We start from the raw sequence: 16,336 nt of genomic DNA, 5'->3' as shown, positions 1-16,336 counted from the left end.
AAAGGAGTTTTTGTGAAAGTTTTTATTTCATATATAATTCTCATTCTCTTAATTCCAATATTGTTAAAAGCGCAGGATGATGAAAGTATTGGCTATAAAAATGATGTATACTGGCAGGGTAATAATAAACATGCCCATTTACTTTATAACAGAGCAATATCAAGGCAATCGCATTTAGCATGGGCAACAGGCAATCATACGTCTTCACCTGTTCCATGTGGAGCAATTGGTCCGGAAAAATATTTAAAACAAATCAAAGGAATCATTGATAATACTTTGATAGGCAAAATTACAAAAGAGGCAATTTATGATAAAACAAATATTATTATGGTAATAGGAGATGGATTTGGTTTTAATCATATGGCATTGCCTATATATATGAGAATTGCCGAAAGCGATACAAATAAAACTTATTTTGAAAGAATAATGTATGAAGGCAGTAACGCAATTATGCTCACAAATCCGGTAAATGGTTTAGTAACCGGATCAGCCGCGGCTGCAACCGCAATTGCAACCGGTACAAAAACTTTACTTGATATTTTAGGTCTGGATCAAAACGGAAATATGCTTGAAACTTCAATGGAATTGGCTAAGAAAAATAATTTTCAAACAGGATTAGTGACCGATGCCGGAATTACCGACGCAACTCCAGCGGGATTTTATGCTCATATTCATAATAGGGATTTGGAAAACGAAGTTGCGCGTCAATTATTGGAAAGCAATTTTGATGTTATTTTTGGCGGCGCAGCGCTGAAATTTATTCCGCAAAATACTAAACTGAAAGATTTAAAAGAATTTAAAGACTGCAATTATTTTAACAGGGGTTTATCGGAAAGGACAGATAATTTAAATCTAATTAACGGTTTTGCGGAAAAAGGATATAAAATTATCGGTGACAAATCCGGTTTAAATAATTTGGATACCAACACTGAAAAAGTTTTGGGACTTTTTGCATCGGGCGGACTTTCAGCCGCAATTGACCGTGATGATGAAAATACGGGAGAACCTTCTCTTGTTGAAATGGCTCAAAAGTCAATTCAAATTTTAGATAAGGATTCAAATAATTTCTTTGTAATGATTGAAGCAGGAAGAATTGATTGGGAAGCTCATGATAACGATGCCGGTGCTGTTTATAAAGCCGTTGATGAACTTAATCGAGTTTTGAAAGTTTGTTATGAATATCAAAAGAAAAATCCAAACACATTACTCGTATTCCTGGCAGATCATGAAACGGGAGGTTTAAATATTTCATACACAAAAGTATCTGAAGAAAATGCTTTTAAAAAAGATCTTTCAAATAATAAGAAATGGCTAAGCATTACTGATCCTCTGCATTTTCAAGAATATGAGAAGTTAAAATCTCCCAAAAAATCATTGTATAAAATTTTTAGTGCGGCAAAATCGAAAGAAGAGTTGTTAGATTTGTTGAATTCTAATTCTGATTATAAAATAAATATAGAAGATGCCGAAGTTATATTTAATTCTTTAATGAATTATAAAAAGGCAAAATAAAAATAATTATGGTTATAATTCAAAATTATAACCTTTCTCTTTTAACGAATCATATTTCTTCTTATCAAAGTTATAAAGTTTAGCAGCTCTATGCGGTACACCTTTTTGTTTTTCAAGATTATGCAAAATACCCATACTTAATATTTTTTTTCTAAAATTTCTTATATCCATTTTTTTACCCAATATCGCTTCGTAAAGTATTTGAAGCTGCGTTAAAGTAAATTTTGAGGGTAAAAGTTCAAAACCAATAGGTCTAATTCTAACGCGCTGTTTTAGTCTCTTAATTGCGTAGTCAATAATTTCATTATGATCAAATGGAAGTTTTGGAACTTTACTTATTTGAAACCATTGAGCGTCAATTGCTTTTGGTCCGGGTTTAGGTGAATAATCATCAATTTTTACTAAAGCGAAATAAGCAACAGTTACAACTCTAAAAAGTTCAAATCTATTAACGTCACCAAAAGTATAAAGCTGTTCCATATAAACATTGTCAAGGCCCGTCAACTCATTTAAAACACGCATAGCGGCAATAACCAGGTTTTCATTTTCCATGATATTATTGCCGGGCAAAGCCCACATTCCCTTTCCGGGTTCTTCGGCTAATTTGATCAGTAATACTTTTAAATCTTTGTTATCGAAACCAAAAATAACGCAATCAACTGAAAGATTTTTAATTATTGCCGGGTCAGATTTTTTCAATTATTTAAACCAATTTTTAACAATATTAAAGATAATTACTTTTAATGAAAAAAAAATTGCTAATGAAATAAAATTATATTGTAAATAATACAATAAGTTGGTATGTTAATTAATGTTATTGTAAAAAGTACAAAAAGCTCATTTAAAATTCTTTTTTAAAAAGGTTATATGATACAGCATAAAATCGAATTTACTGAAGACAGAAATGTCGATCAGTCATTAAATGCTAAATTACAGGCTGTGTTATCCGAATGCTTTCCTAATCAAAACATATTTAAAATACAGAGATACTATAAAGAAATTCCAGCTTACAGGTGGTTTATTTTAGATGACAATAAAATAATAGCGCATACAGCTCTTCACATAAAAGAAATTTTTGTTAATGATTTGCCAATTAAAATTGGCGGAATTGCGGAGGTTTGTGTCCTGCCAGAATTTAGGAAAATGGGATTGGCAAAACTACTTTTATCAGCCGCAGAGGATTGGCTAAAGTTAAATGGTTTTAAATATGTAATGCTGTTCGGTGAAGAAAAATTTTATTCATCAAGCGGATATTTCAGCATATCAAATGAAATTAAATTAAAGGATTTTAATTCAGGTGAAATTAAAATAAAAAAAAACATAGACGCGATGATAAAATTGCTCTCTGATGAAAATTTCCCGAATGGACTAATCGATTTGAACGGATACGATTTTTAAATTTAATTAGGAGAAAATATTTTTGTTGACTTATTCTACTGCTAATAAAGTAAACATTGAATCTACTAAATTTAATATTCTTAAGGATTTATTTAAATCTATTCTTCCAAATGCCTACCAAAAGTTTGAAGTTGAACTTGATTCAAAAATTAATGGATTCAGCATTAACTCAGTTGACGAAGAAATAATTTTAACCGGCTCAAATCTAATAGAAATAGCCGCCGCTTTTAATTGGTATCTCAAATATTATTTAAAGTATCACATCGGATGGAACCATAACGAAATTAATTTAACAGAAAATTTGCGTAAACTTAATTTTACCTTAACTTATAAATCGCAATTTCAATACCGGTATTATTTGAATTATTGTACTTTCAGTTACTCAATGCCATGGTGGAATTGGGAGAGATGGTCAAAGGAAATTAATTTGATGGCTTTGAATGGAGTGAATTTAGTTTTATCAATGGTTGGACAAGAAGCTGTATGGCAAAAATTTATGCTGGATGTCGGTAGTATTGAATCCGAAGTGTTTGAATTTTTACCCGGTCCGGCTTATACCGCTTGGGCTTGGTTAAATAATATTGAAGGCTGGGGCGGACCAACAACTCAGAACAGAATTGATAATCAGAAAGAACTTCAGGATAAAATAATTAATAAATTTAAGCAATATGAAATAACTCCCATCCTGCAATTGTTTTCGGGCAGAGTGCCTAAATCTTTTAAAAGATTATTTCCAGACGCAAATATAATGCAGCTTCCGAGTTGGTATGGATACGAAGGAATTTATTTCTTAGATCCTTCTGATCCGTTGTTTACTGAACTTGCGTTTAAGTTTTATGATATACAAAATTCATTTTACGGCAATTATCATTTTTTTGCCGGAGATATTTTCCATGAAATTAATTCTTCTGAATTTGAAAATACGCGCTTGAGTAATTTATTTAAAAATATTCAGGATAATCTCTTAAAGTATGATAAAGACGCAAAATGGGTTATGCAAAGCTGGACTATTAGAGAAGATAGTATAAACCTATTGGATAAATCGAAATTACTGATTCTTGACATGTTCGGCGAACATGAACCAAAGTGGGAATCGACAAATGAATTTCATGAAACACCTTGGGTTTGTGGAATAATTAATAATTTCGGCGGACGAACGGGCTTAAGCGGCAATCAAAAAAAAATATTTGATAATTTCTATAAAGCAAAATTATCATTAACTAAAAATTTATTTTCAGGTATTGGCATTATGCCGGAAGGAATTGAAAATAATCAATTTCTTTTTGAATTATTTTGGGAAATGAATTGGAGAAATGAGGAAGTAAACCCCAAAGAATGGATTAAAGATTTTGCCGAACGAAGATATCAAATTAAACATCCTGAAATAGAAAAAGCATGGCTAATGCTGCTGGATTCCGTCTACAGCGGACCTGAAGGTTATGCTCCTATTGAAACTGTTCTTTGTGCTGTTCCAAGTTTTAATATTATTAAAGCGGGTTCAAACGGTTCTACCAAATTATACTATGATAATGCAGTATTAAAGAATATAATACTAATGCTTCTTTCTGTATCTGAAGAAAATGACACGAATCAATATTTTAGTTTTGATCTTTTAGATATTTCGCGCCAGTATTTAGTAAATAAATTGAATGAATTGTATGAATCGATTATCAAATCTTATAATGAAAAAAATATTATAGAATTTAAAAATTATACATCATGTTTTATTCAGATATGTATTGATTTGGATGAATTATTATTGACTAACAAACATTTTACATTGGGCAATTGGCTGGAAACTGCAAAAGAAAATGCATTGGATGATAATGATAAAAAAATATTTGAATGGAATGCCAGAACACAAATAACGCTGTGGAGTTCTCCGGAAATTCCCGAATTTCATGATTATGCAAATAAACAATGGGCAGGGTTAATTAAGGATTACTATTTACCAAGATGGAAAAAATTTTTTGAAATTTGTTTGTCGAATTTAGAAACAAATCAAAAATTTGATGAAAGTTATTTTAATGCTTATATAAAAAATCACGCGGTTGATTGGGCAAATAAAACAGATAAACATATTATAGAAAGTAAAAACAATTCAATAGAATTGATAAATAAAATTATAAATAAAAAATATTAAATATCGGATATGTAATGTCCCTAACATTTTTAGATTATTCTATTATTATTATCTACTTAATAGTATCCATTTTAATAGGATTTTATTACGAAAAATATATCGTATCATCTTCCGATTATTTTCTCGCAGGTAAAAAACTAGCATTTTGGCTGATCGCGTTTTCAATTGTTGGGACAGATATCGGCGCGGTTGATTTTGTCGGATTAACCGGTCAGGCTTACCGATATGGAATTGTTGTCGCAAATTTCGATTGGATAGGTTCGGTTCCAGCCATGATTTTAGCCGGATTAGTTTTTATCCCTTATTATTGGAAAGCAGGAATTTTTACAATTCCGGAATATTTAGGCAAACGTTACAATATATATATCAGAGTCCTAAGCGCACTATTATGGCTTATTTATATAACATTCACTTTGGGAGTTATGCTTTGGGCAACGGGAGTTTTACTTAAGCAAATGTTGGGCTGGCCAATCATGGTTTCAATTATTGTTACTGTTATTGTTGTTGGACTTTATACAATAAGCGGCGGTTTGATGGCGGTTGTAATGACAGATTTTCTTCAAGTGATAATTATGATTTTTGGAAGCCTTCTTATTTTAATTATTGGATTAGAAAAAGTTGGCGGATTTCAGGAATTGCAGAATAAAATACTTTCTCTTGGCGCTGATTATCAAAATCACTTTAAATTAGTTTTACCAATTAACAGCAATACGCCTTATCCTTGGACGGGAATTTTATTCGGACTTGCTTTGGTTCTGGCTCCCGCATACTTCGTTGGCAATCAAGTTATAATTCAAAGATCATTAGGCGCAAAAGATGAATGGAATGCAAAGGCAAGCATGATATTCGGTGCATTTTTAAAACTCCTTATTCCAGTATTAATTGTTTTTCCGGGATTAATTGCGGTCGCTTTGTTTCCTAATATAAAAGACGGAGATGAAGTTTACGCAATTATGATACGTGAATTATTGCCGGCAGGTTTAAAAGGATTTGTTTTTGCAGCTTTTCTTGCTGCATTAATGTCAACAGTAAGTGCAATAGTAAATTCAATAGCTACAATATGGACAAAAGACATATATCAATTATTAATAAAGAAAGACGCGACAGATAAACATTATTTGTATATCGGAAGGTACGTTACCGGCATAGTATTAATTTTTGCAATAATTACTTCTCCGTTAAGCGCTCAATTCCCGGGAATATATGTTTACATACAGACAATAAATTCATTTATTCAAGGGCCCATTTTTGCCGTTTTACTATTAGGAATATTTTCTGTTAGAGTTACGCAATGGGGAGGTTTATTCGGTTTAGTTACGGGGATTTGTTTATCGGCGTTAATGTACATATATAAAGATTATCTGTTTACCATTTCCGAACCTTTCTTATATATATCATGGTGGAGTTTTGTCGGTACAATAATATCAACAATTATTATAAGTTTATTTACCAAACCACATACGGTAGAAAATTTAAGAGGATTGGTTTACGGGTTAGTTTTAAATGATCAACAATTACAAGAAGCTATTAAAAATCGTATATAAAAATTATGTTAAACTTTGATTGGTTAAATGGAATAAGCATTGGATTTGCAAAAGCAATAGTTTCATTTACTTTTGTGATTCCTCTCATTTTTGCTCTAATAATGAAGAAAAGTTACATTTATGCTGGAGCGGCAAATATGAAGATTTGGCGGAATCTTAAATTTTGGATAATACTGCTTTGCGTAATAGTTATTTCAGTTTATCAATATTTTTAAATTAAAATGAATACAAATAATCAAATTGATTTTAACTCAGCAAAAAAATTCTTATCGAAGAAATATTATCTTTTTCGTAAGCCTGTTTCTATTTGCAAATCGGAGAAAATGTTTCTGCCTTACTACCAATTTGATTGCTCGATAAAAATGAATAATAAAACTGATATCATTCCAATAGCGATAGATTCTTTTTATGGTGAATGTGCAATTGTGAACAGTAGTACTTGTACTCAAAATATAAACGATAAGATTTGCAATTGTGCTATAAATGTAAAAGAAGCCGAAACTATTGTTAAAAGATTTATTATAAATGAAATACTATATATGAAAAGCAAAGGGCTTGAAATTCCAATAATAGAAATCTCTTATGTTAAAACTTTTCTTTATCCATATTGGATAGGATATTACCAAAAAGGGATTAATTATGATATAGAGATTATAGATGGATATACCGGACAGAAACAAGGTCCAAAAATGAAAAAAGTGTTTATTAATTATTTAATACATCAAACTTAATCGAAAAATTAAGGTAAAACGATGAATTCAAAATTTCGGAAAATACTTAATATTTTATCAATAATAATTTTATGCTCGGGAATAGTTTATGCTCAAACAACGGGTAAAATTGCAGGCAAAGTTATTGAAAAATCAACAGGTGAACCGTTGCTTGGCGCAAATGTTATTATTCCAAATACTAACTTCGGTGCAGCTACCAATATCGAAGGAGAATTTTATATTATAAATATTTCTCCAGGTAAATATAACCTTAAGGTTTCAATGGTTGGCTACGCTGATTTAATATTTAAAGACCTAGAAGTATCTGTAAACAGAACAACAAACTTAACCGCTGAATTATCCGCAAAGGACGTTGCACTTGATGAAATAGTTGTTTCGGTTGACGCAAGCTCAGAAAAAAAAGACCAAACAAGTTCCATAAAGAATATATCCGGGGAGAATATAAAAATGCTTCCCGTTGAAAATATAGGTGATGTTGTTAATCTTCAAGCAGGAGTTGTGCAAGGTCATTTTCGTGGTGGAAGAAATACCGAAGTTTCATATATGGTTGACGGTGTATCTATTTCAGATAGTTATACTAAGGACAATTATAAGATAGAAATTGAAACAGAAGCGGTTCAGGATATGGAAGTAATAACCGGAACTTTCAATGCTGAATACGGTAAAGCCATGAGCGGTATTGTTAACATTGTTACAAAAGAAGGAAGCAATAAATTTCATGGCAGTATTTCTTCAGCTCTATCAAATTATTATACCTCTAACACAGATATTTTTTACGGATTAAAAACCACTGATATAACAAGAAATCAAGATTATAAACTCCAATTGGAAGGTCCGATTTATGGAGATGCCGTAACTTTCTTTACAAATTTTAGATTTCAGGATAATGAAGGATATTTAAATGGTATCAATAGATTTCAAGTAGATAATTATACCGATTTTACTCACTCAAATATACTAAATGGAAAATCAACTCCATGGGACGCGGTTATAAACGGCGGAACATATTATTCCGAACACACCGGTGATAATTCTTATATTCCAACAAATTGGATGAATGAATATTCCGTAATGGGGAAAATTACAATTAAACCCTTTACAAGCATTAAATTCTCAACAATGTATTCAAAGAATTATAGTGAACACCAAAGATTTGGAGGAGGCGATTATGCTTACAAATATAAACCTACCGGAAGAAGAACTTATTATGAAGACAGTGATTTTTATTTATTCCAGCTAAATCATATTATTACAAATAGTATGTTCCATGATTTAAAGTTTTCTTATAGACATTCCTTAAGCGATAATTATCTTTACAAAGATCCATTTGATCCAAGATACATTGCTGATAATTACGGCACATCCGGCGGTGGATTTATTACAGGCGGACAGGATAAAGGTTATAATGGAGTTGAGCTTAATGATATAAATATTAAATACGACCTAACTTGGCAGGTCAATACAAATCATTCTATTAAAACAGGATTTGATTATTCGCGTCATGATTTGGCAAAATCTACTGTAATTGTGAGAGATATAAAATATGGATCGGCAGATCAAGATTATTACCATTACGATTCACTAACTAATAAAATAGTTTTTAATGAGTATGAACCTGAAATATTATCAACAGCTGTAACTTCAGATAATTATAATAAAAAACCATTTGAATATTCGGCTTATATTCAAGATAAAATGGAATATGAAGATTTGGTTATAAACTTTGGACTAAGATATGATTATTTTAATTCCAATACAATTTATCCAACACAATTAAGAAATCCGGCAAACCAATTAAGTTATCCTTCTAATCCCGAAAGAATGTCTGAGTATCCAATGGCTGAATCTAAGAAGCAGATCAGTCCGCGTTTCGGATTATCATATACGCTTGGCAGCGCTGCTGTATTGCACTTCAGCTATGGTCACTTTTTCCAAATGCCTCCGCTTTTCGCATTATATCAAAACAGCAGATTTTTAATTCCTACCGGAAACTTTGAAACTGTTTTGGGTAACCCAAATTTAAATCCAGAAAAAACTGTGCAGTACGAAATGGGACTTTGGTATGAATTACAAAAAAATTTGGGAATGGAAGTATCAGTATTCTATAGAGATATTTATGATTTGTTAACAGCTGTAGTTGTTACTACATATAACCAAGTTAAATATGGTTATTACAGCAATAAAGATTACGGCAATGTTAAAGGGATGGAATTAAAGTTTGATTATACGTTTGATGAGTTTACAGTTTTCTTAAATTATACTTTGCAATATACAAGAGGTATATCAGACAATCCGACTTCCACATTTACAAGAGCCGGGCAGAATATGGATGAAATATCAAAGCTTATTGCTTTGGAATGGGATCAAAGGCATACTTTAAATTTAAGTGTAAATTATGCTCATGATAATTTTGGAATGAATTTAACCGGAACTTATAATTCGGGAATTGCATATACTTATAAACCAATTTCAGAAAGTCCATTGTCCAAACAAACATTATTTCCAAATAACCAGCATCGACCTGCTACATTTGATCTGTCGTTAAAAGGTTATTATGATTTTACATTATCTGAACATTATAAACTAAGACTCTTCGCAAACATTTACAACGTGTTGGATAGATTAAATGAAGTTTTGGTAAATGAAATAACCGGAAGAGCGTATACTACTATTTTAACTGAAAGTGAAAAGGCAACTTTCAAAAGTAATTATAATGATTATTATGACACTGCACATGACCCATCTATGTTTTCGGCTCCGAGGGAAATAAAAATAGGAATTGGATTGTTTTTTTAAAAAGTTAATTTTCAAAGGGCAACTATGAACCGCAAAATATTTTTTATTTTATGTATGATCGGTTTAATATCTAATAATGTTTATCCGCAAAAACCTTTTAGAATTGGAACTACTTCTGCCAATTTTTTAGAAATTGGATTTGGGAACATAGCAAGCGGAATGGGCGATGCCCACGTTGCTGTAGTTGATGGCGATTTGACTTCAACTTATTGGAATCCGGCAAGTTTAGCCTACCGCACTAAGAATGAAGTTTTCGTAAACATTCAGCCATGGTTTTCCGATATAAATACAACTTCAGCAGGAATAGGTTATTCAGATCCATCAATGGGAAATTTTTCTTTCAATGTAATTACAATGGATTACGGAAGTGAAGAAGTTACAACAGTTTCAAATCCAGAAGGAACCGGCGAAATTTATGATGGAGCCGATTTTGCGTTTTGTTTTTCATACGGTAGAAAAATTGTTGATTGGTTTGCGTTTGGTTTTACCGGAAAATATATCACCAGTCAAATTTGGCATGAAACAGCTTCAGCATTAGCTTTTGATATTGGCGCTACAGTTAATACCAAATTTTTCAAATGGTCCGATATGCCTGGTGACGGATTAAATATTGGCGTATCAATTTCAAATTACGGAACTAGATTATTATTTGATGGATTAGACCTTAAACAATCAGTTGATATTAAACCCGACGAGAATGGGAATTATGCGAATGTTCCCGTAAAATATGAGTTGGATGAATGGGAGCTTCCGTTAATCTTCAGATTAGGAGTTTCATTTTTTGCGTACAAATCAGAATTCCATAATATCGAATTTGCCATTGATGCGCTTCATCCGAATAATAATAGTGAATCTTTAAATATTGGCTGTCAATATAATTTAAATATTCCTACTTACGGACAAATATTTCTGCGCGGCGGATATAAAGGACTATTTATGGATGAGTCTCAATACGGCTTATCATTTGGAGTTGGTGTTTTAATTAAATCATTCGGCAATCAAGCCGCCAAATTTGATTTTGCATATCGTTCTCATTCAAGCTTTGGAAATATAAATGCGTTTTCTATCGGTTACATATTTTAATTTGAAGTTTTGTTAGGGAGAAAAAATGAAATACTTTTTTAAAGTGATTTATATATTAGCTTTTTCTTTTTCCGCTGTTTTTGCTCAAGGAAGAATTTACGATGGACCTGATGATCCGGCGGGCGACAAAGCCGCTGAAAGAGTTGGTTATATGACCGGTAATAGAGTTTTAATACAATTTAGAAATACAAGTGAATTGAGCGATTGCTGCGGACTGGGTTATGAAGTTTCAAAATGGCCGAATAATTATGACGGTACTAAAATGACCGATGGAATCGCCACATTAGTCGGCGCAAGAGTTTTTTTGGAAAACGACTCAATTCCCGTTACCTCTGGATATCAAAATAGAACCGATATTGATACCTTATATTATATTCAGAGTAGTTACAGAGAACACATGGATAAAGACAAATCCCTGACTATTGAATATGGGTTATATCCGGTCTTTGGTTATTTTAATGAATTGAGTGAAACTCCTGCTATGAGTAACGATCCAAATTCATGGCCGCCAATTGGCTGGCCTACAAAAGACGGGCACAAATGGGCTGGCGAATGGAATGGAAGATTCGGAAGAGGAATTGTTAAATCGGATTTGGAATGTTTCTTTGTAACCAATGATGCGCAAGATCAGGAATATTTAGAAGAGGGAAATACTATTAAATATTTTCCGAGACAAGGGGTTAAGATTGGTGATAAAGACCCGAATGTTACAATTCAGAAAGGAAAACCTTGGGGAGGGATTGGAGTTAGAATTGAAACAAGAGGTTTTCAATGGAGCAACCCTTCTGCAAATGACGCTGTATTTTGGGAAGATAATATTTCAAATATTTCCGATTACGATTTACCGGAAATGGTTTTTGGATTTTGGATGGATAATGCGGTGGGAGGAGAAGAAGGTGTTGGTGATGATTTAGCGTTTTATTCCAAAAAATTAAATATGGCGTATTCTTGGGATGTAGATTTTGTTCCGGTTGGCGGTGGTAAAGCACCTGGTTTATTGGGCTTTGCTTTTCTGGAAAGTCCCGGTTTAGCTTATGATGAAAAAGACAACGATAATGACGGTTTATTGGATGAGAAACGAGATAATGTAGCCATTTCAAAAATTGGCGCAACTGATGGCATCAACGACTTAAATAAATTCCTTACTTATTATAAGATAACGGCTGAAGAATTAAAAGAACATTGGGACGCTGATGAGGATCAAGACTGGAGATCGGGCACGGATTTAAACGGAAATGGAAAGTATTCTTATTATGATGAAAAAACAAACACTTGGCAAATTGAACAAGGTGAAGATGCCGGTGATGATGTCGGTTTGGACGGCGTAGGTCCATTAGACATAAATTATAATGGTCCTGATCTTGACGGAACCGAAGGAAACAATAAACCCGACTATCTCGAGGGTATTGGAAGCGAACCAAATTTTTCTACTACCGATATTGATGAATCAGATATGCTTGGACTGACGTCATTCCATTATAATACCGATATTGCACATGACGCAATTATAAGGACTGATGAACTTCTCTTTAATTATATGGCAGATGGACTTTTCCATGAGTATCAATCGCAGCCCACAAATTTTATGGAATTTTTTGCATCCGGAATTTTTCCGCTTTACAGAGGAAGAACGGAACGTATTTCCTTTGCCGAATTACATTCGTATGATCCGCTTTCTGGTTTATCTAATGATCAGCATTCTGCGCCAGCTCTTTTCAGACTTAAAGAAGTAGTACAAGTTATATATGAAACAGATTACAGGTTTGCTCAAGCGCCGTTGATGCCGACACTTAAAGCTACACCTTCAAACGGTAAAATAATTCTAACTTGGGATGATGCTTCTGATAAACTGACAAGAGATGAATTTGTAAATAACAAAAATGATTTTGAAGGATATAAATTATATAGAGCTACAGATAAAAAAATGTCTGACGCAGAAGTAATCACCGACGGTTACGGAAACCCAACATTGAAGAAACCTATTTTTCAATGCGACTTAATAGATAATATTACAGGTTTCGCGAATTTCGGCGCGGTTAACGGAGTTCAATATTACTTGGGAGAAGATTCAGGCATTCAGCATTTTTATGTAGATGAAGATGTAGAAAACGGAAGAACATATTATTATGTGCTTGTTTCTTATGATTATGGTCTGCCTGATGTCGGCGATGGAATTTCTCCATCAGAAAACAGTTATGTAATTAGATTGGATGAAAGTGAGGATGTAATAGAAATAAGTAAAAATGTCGCGATTGTAAAACCGAATCAATTAGCCGCAGGTTACGAAGAAGCAAATATTGAACAAAATGCAAATGTCAACAGATTGGGCTTCGGAAATATTAATCCAAAAATAATAGTACCTGATGAAGTAAAACAAAACCATACATACAGAGTTTATTTCGATGTTGATACCGTAACATATTTAAGATTAACTCAGCAGCTAAGATCACAATATGACATGCTTTATGTTAATAACGGCTTTAGAGTTTATGATATTACCGAAGATACTACTTTGGTTTATTCTGAGTCACCTAAAAATTATTCGGGTGAAAACATTAAACTTGACAAATTTATCTCTAGCTCGGGAAGCGAATATGAATATTCTCGATTGGATACTAATTTTGTAATTACCGGAATGTTTGACGGCATTCAAATTGTAATGGAAAATCTTCTTAATACAGCAGTTCCAAATCAGCAGAAAATAGGGTGGATTGAAGGAACTTCTCCTGTTAGAATAAAAATGAGTAAAGAAGATGCCGCTTTTTTTCCTTGGGAATATAATATAGTTTTTACCGCCGATAGTAATTCATATATTGGACAAACAACAGAGTTTAGCAGAATTAAAGATGCCGATGGAAACTCACTAGGTCCATCGCAAATTCTTCTCAAAAGAAATTTTAGCTTTTATGCTTTAAATAAATCATTGGATAAAAATTTAACCGAACCTGAAAAGTTAGACATGATCGTGTACGATAAAAATCAGAATGGAAAATTTGATATGAGTGATGATGAAATATTATTCGGTTATTCGGTTTCGGTGGGATTAAAAAAATATTGGGCGGGCACAATTTTCAGCGTCGATCTTAGCATTGCCGCAAAAGATAATTCACTTCCAAAGTCTGGCGACTTATTTCAGATCGATTTTAAACGTCCATTTACCAATGAAGATTACTTTGAATTTAAAATCAATCCGCAAATTGATTTAAATACAGACAAAGTAAAAGAAGATATGAATAAAATTAAAGTTGTACCAAATCCATATGTGATGACAAATTCCTTGGAAGGCGCTGTTGCAAATTATCAGTTAAATCAAAAGCGACAAATAATGTTTACAAATATTCCCGCTCAAAGCACAATTAAAATTTTTACAACAAGCGGCGTGTTAGTTGAAGAAATTGACGTTAATAATTCAATATCATCAAGAATAAAATCGTGGGATACCAACTCAAGTTTAAATGGTACAGCATTCTGGGATCTAAAATCCAGAGAAGGTTTAGATATAGCACCTGGCTATTATATATATCAAGTAAAATCAAAATTAACCGGCGATGAAAAAGTCGGAAAGTTTGCGGTAATTAAATAATGAATTTTAAACGTATGAACAGATATAAATTCTTTATAGGCATTATTTGTTTTATATATGCAAATGCATATTCGTTTGGAACCAACGACAGTATTTTAGTTGCAATTGACGGAAAAAAAATCACTAAGAATGATTTTATAAGACGCGCAGAATTTACAATTCGTCCTCCATACTGCAAACAAGATACTTATTTAGATAAGAAAATTATTCTTAATTCTCTAATTGCTGAAAAACTTTTAGCAATCGAAGCAGAAAAAAGCGGAGTTCAACTAAATATTAATATTGAAAATTACTTAAAGTCCAGAAATGAACAATTAATGAGAATGATTCTCATCAACAATAAAGTTAAATCCAACGTCAGTATTGATTCGGCTAAAGTCAATAATATTTTTAAATACGCCGGAAGAGATTATTCAATTTCATACGTGTCAGTAAAAGATTCATTAATAGCAAATCAATTAAAAAATGAATTGATAGTTAATAAAAAACACTTTGACAGCACATTAATATATAATTATGGACTAAAAGAAATTCCTACAAGAAACGTGCAATGGAACAAAGTTGAAAATTATACTATACTCGATTCATTGTTTTGTATGGAAAGGTTTGTTGGAGAAGTTGTTGGACCAATCAAAGCGGCGAAAGATCAAATTATTTTTTTGAAAATTAATAGTTATTCTGATTCGCCTGCTATTACCGATTCGGAATATCAAAATAGATTAAACAGCATAAAGAATAGTTTAGAGGGAAGAGATCTTGATAAAAAGTTCAATGATTATGTTTTAAATATTATGGCAAATAAAAAAGTTGAATTCAATGAAAAAACATTTCTTGCTTTTACTGATTTTGTTGCGCCAATTTATTTAAATCAGAATAAAGAAAGGGAAAATTTGCTTAAGGAAGGGGTTTGGAATTATAAAAACGAAGAACTGAAATACTTAGAACTTCAGAAAAATTTAAGTGAAATAAATGATGAACTTATATTGAAATATAACAATGAAAATTGGGATGTAAATAAACTGATGAGTGAAATTAAAAATCATCCATTGGTATTTAGAGAAAAAAAATTTGCAAATATTGATTTTGGTTATCAGCTGCAAATTGCAATAATGGATCTTATACGCGATAAAGAACTTACCAAAATAGCTTACAATAATAATTATGATACATTAAATGAAGTAATTCATGAAAATGAAATATGGAAAGATAATTTTTTTGCGCTGAGTGTAAAATACAAAATACTAAAAATGAAAGGCATTGAATCCATTACAAATGAAAATTTTAGTAACATAATGAACGATTATTTAAATCCTGCGGTGAATGAACTGCAAAAAAAGTATTCAAATAATATTTTAATAAATTTTAAAATTTTTAATAATATAAATATCACGCGAACTGATATGGCGGTAAGTTATTCTAATTCAGCATTCCCGGCTGTTGTACCTGAATTTCCGATTCTTACAAATAAGCACAATATTGATTATGCAAAAAAAGTAGATTAATTAAAAAAATGAAAAGTAATTAAAAATATCATCAATAAGATACT

Annotated in this window: 11 protein-coding genes; 10 read left to right on the top strand and 1 reads right to left on the bottom strand. The window is 31.9% G+C overall.

Annotated features, from left to right (window positions below):
• Positions 1-12: 12 nt before the first annotated feature.
• A complete protein-coding gene (locus IPK06_05075; GenBank protein ID MBK7979371.1) occupies positions 13-1,512 on the top strand; it encodes an alkaline phosphatase in 1,500 nt (499 codons plus the stop codon).
• Positions 1,513-1,524: 12 nt separating this feature from the next.
• Here IPK06_05075 and IPK06_05070 read toward each other — a convergent pair whose 3' ends face one another.
• A complete protein-coding gene (locus tag IPK06_05070) occupies positions 1,525-2,211 on the bottom strand; it encodes an NUDIX hydrolase (protein ID MBK7979370.1) in 687 nt (228 codons plus the stop codon).
• Positions 2,212-2,379: 168 nt separating this feature from the next.
• On the opposite strand from IPK06_05070, the gene IPK06_05065 reads away from it, so the two are divergent.
• From IPK06_05065 to IPK06_05025, 9 genes are read left to right on the top strand one after another with little or no spacing between them, the layout of a single operon-like run.
• Positions 2,380-2,910 (top strand): GNAT family N-acetyltransferase, encoded by a 531-nt coding sequence (locus tag IPK06_05065; protein MBK7979369.1) that lies wholly within the window; start codon positions 2,380-2,382, stop codon positions 2,908-2,910.
• Between the two features lie 22 nt (positions 2,911-2,932).
• Positions 2,933-5,053, top strand: a complete 2,121-nt coding sequence (locus IPK06_05060) for an alpha-N-acetylglucosaminidase (protein MBK7979368.1) — start codon at positions 2,933-2,935, stop codon at positions 5,051-5,053.
• A 14-nt stretch (positions 5,054-5,067) separates the two neighbouring features.
• Positions 5,068-6,597 carry a sodium/solute symporter gene (locus IPK06_05055; protein ID MBK7979367.1) on the top strand — a complete coding sequence of 510 codons (1,530 nt, stop codon included), beginning with the start codon at positions 5,068-5,070 and terminating at the stop codon, positions 6,595-6,597.
• Positions 6,598-6,602: 5 nt separating this feature from the next.
• Positions 6,603-6,812 carry a hypothetical protein gene (locus IPK06_05050; GenBank protein ID MBK7979366.1) on the top strand — a complete coding sequence of 70 codons (210 nt, stop codon included), beginning with the start codon at positions 6,603-6,605 and terminating at the stop codon, positions 6,810-6,812.
• 6 nt (positions 6,813-6,818) lie between these two features.
• Positions 6,819-7,328, top strand: a complete 510-nt coding sequence (locus IPK06_05045) for a hypothetical protein (protein ID MBK7979365.1) — start codon at positions 6,819-6,821, stop codon at positions 7,326-7,328.
• 21 nt (positions 7,329-7,349) lie between these two features.
• The gene (locus IPK06_05040) at positions 7,350-10,124 is read left to right on the top strand and encodes a TonB-dependent receptor (GenBank protein ID MBK7979364.1); all 2,775 of its coding nucleotides are present in this window, start codon (positions 7,350-7,352) and stop codon (positions 10,122-10,124) included.
• 24 nt (positions 10,125-10,148) lie between these two features.
• Positions 10,149-11,207 (top strand): PorV/PorQ family protein, encoded by a 1,059-nt coding sequence (locus tag IPK06_05035; GenBank protein MBK7979363.1) that lies wholly within the window; start codon positions 10,149-10,151, stop codon positions 11,205-11,207.
• A 25-nt stretch (positions 11,208-11,232) separates the two neighbouring features.
• Complete coding sequence (locus tag IPK06_05030; protein ID MBK7979362.1) at positions 11,233-14,790, top strand: hypothetical protein; 3,558 nt, start codon at positions 11,233-11,235, stop codon at positions 14,788-14,790.
• A complete protein-coding gene (locus IPK06_05025) occupies positions 14,790-16,292 on the top strand; it encodes a hypothetical protein (protein ID MBK7979361.1) in 1,503 nt (500 codons plus the stop codon). The genes IPK06_05030 and IPK06_05025 overlap by 1 nt, the downstream gene beginning before the upstream one ends.
• Positions 16,293-16,336: the final 44 nt, after the last annotated feature.

The organism is Ignavibacteriota bacterium (genome assembly GCA_016713565.1).
Taxonomy (GTDB): Bacteria; Bacteroidota; Ignavibacteria; order Ignavibacteriales; family Melioribacteraceae.
Note: the sequence above shows the minus strand (reverse complement) of the source record. Positions and strands in the feature narration are given on the sequence as shown.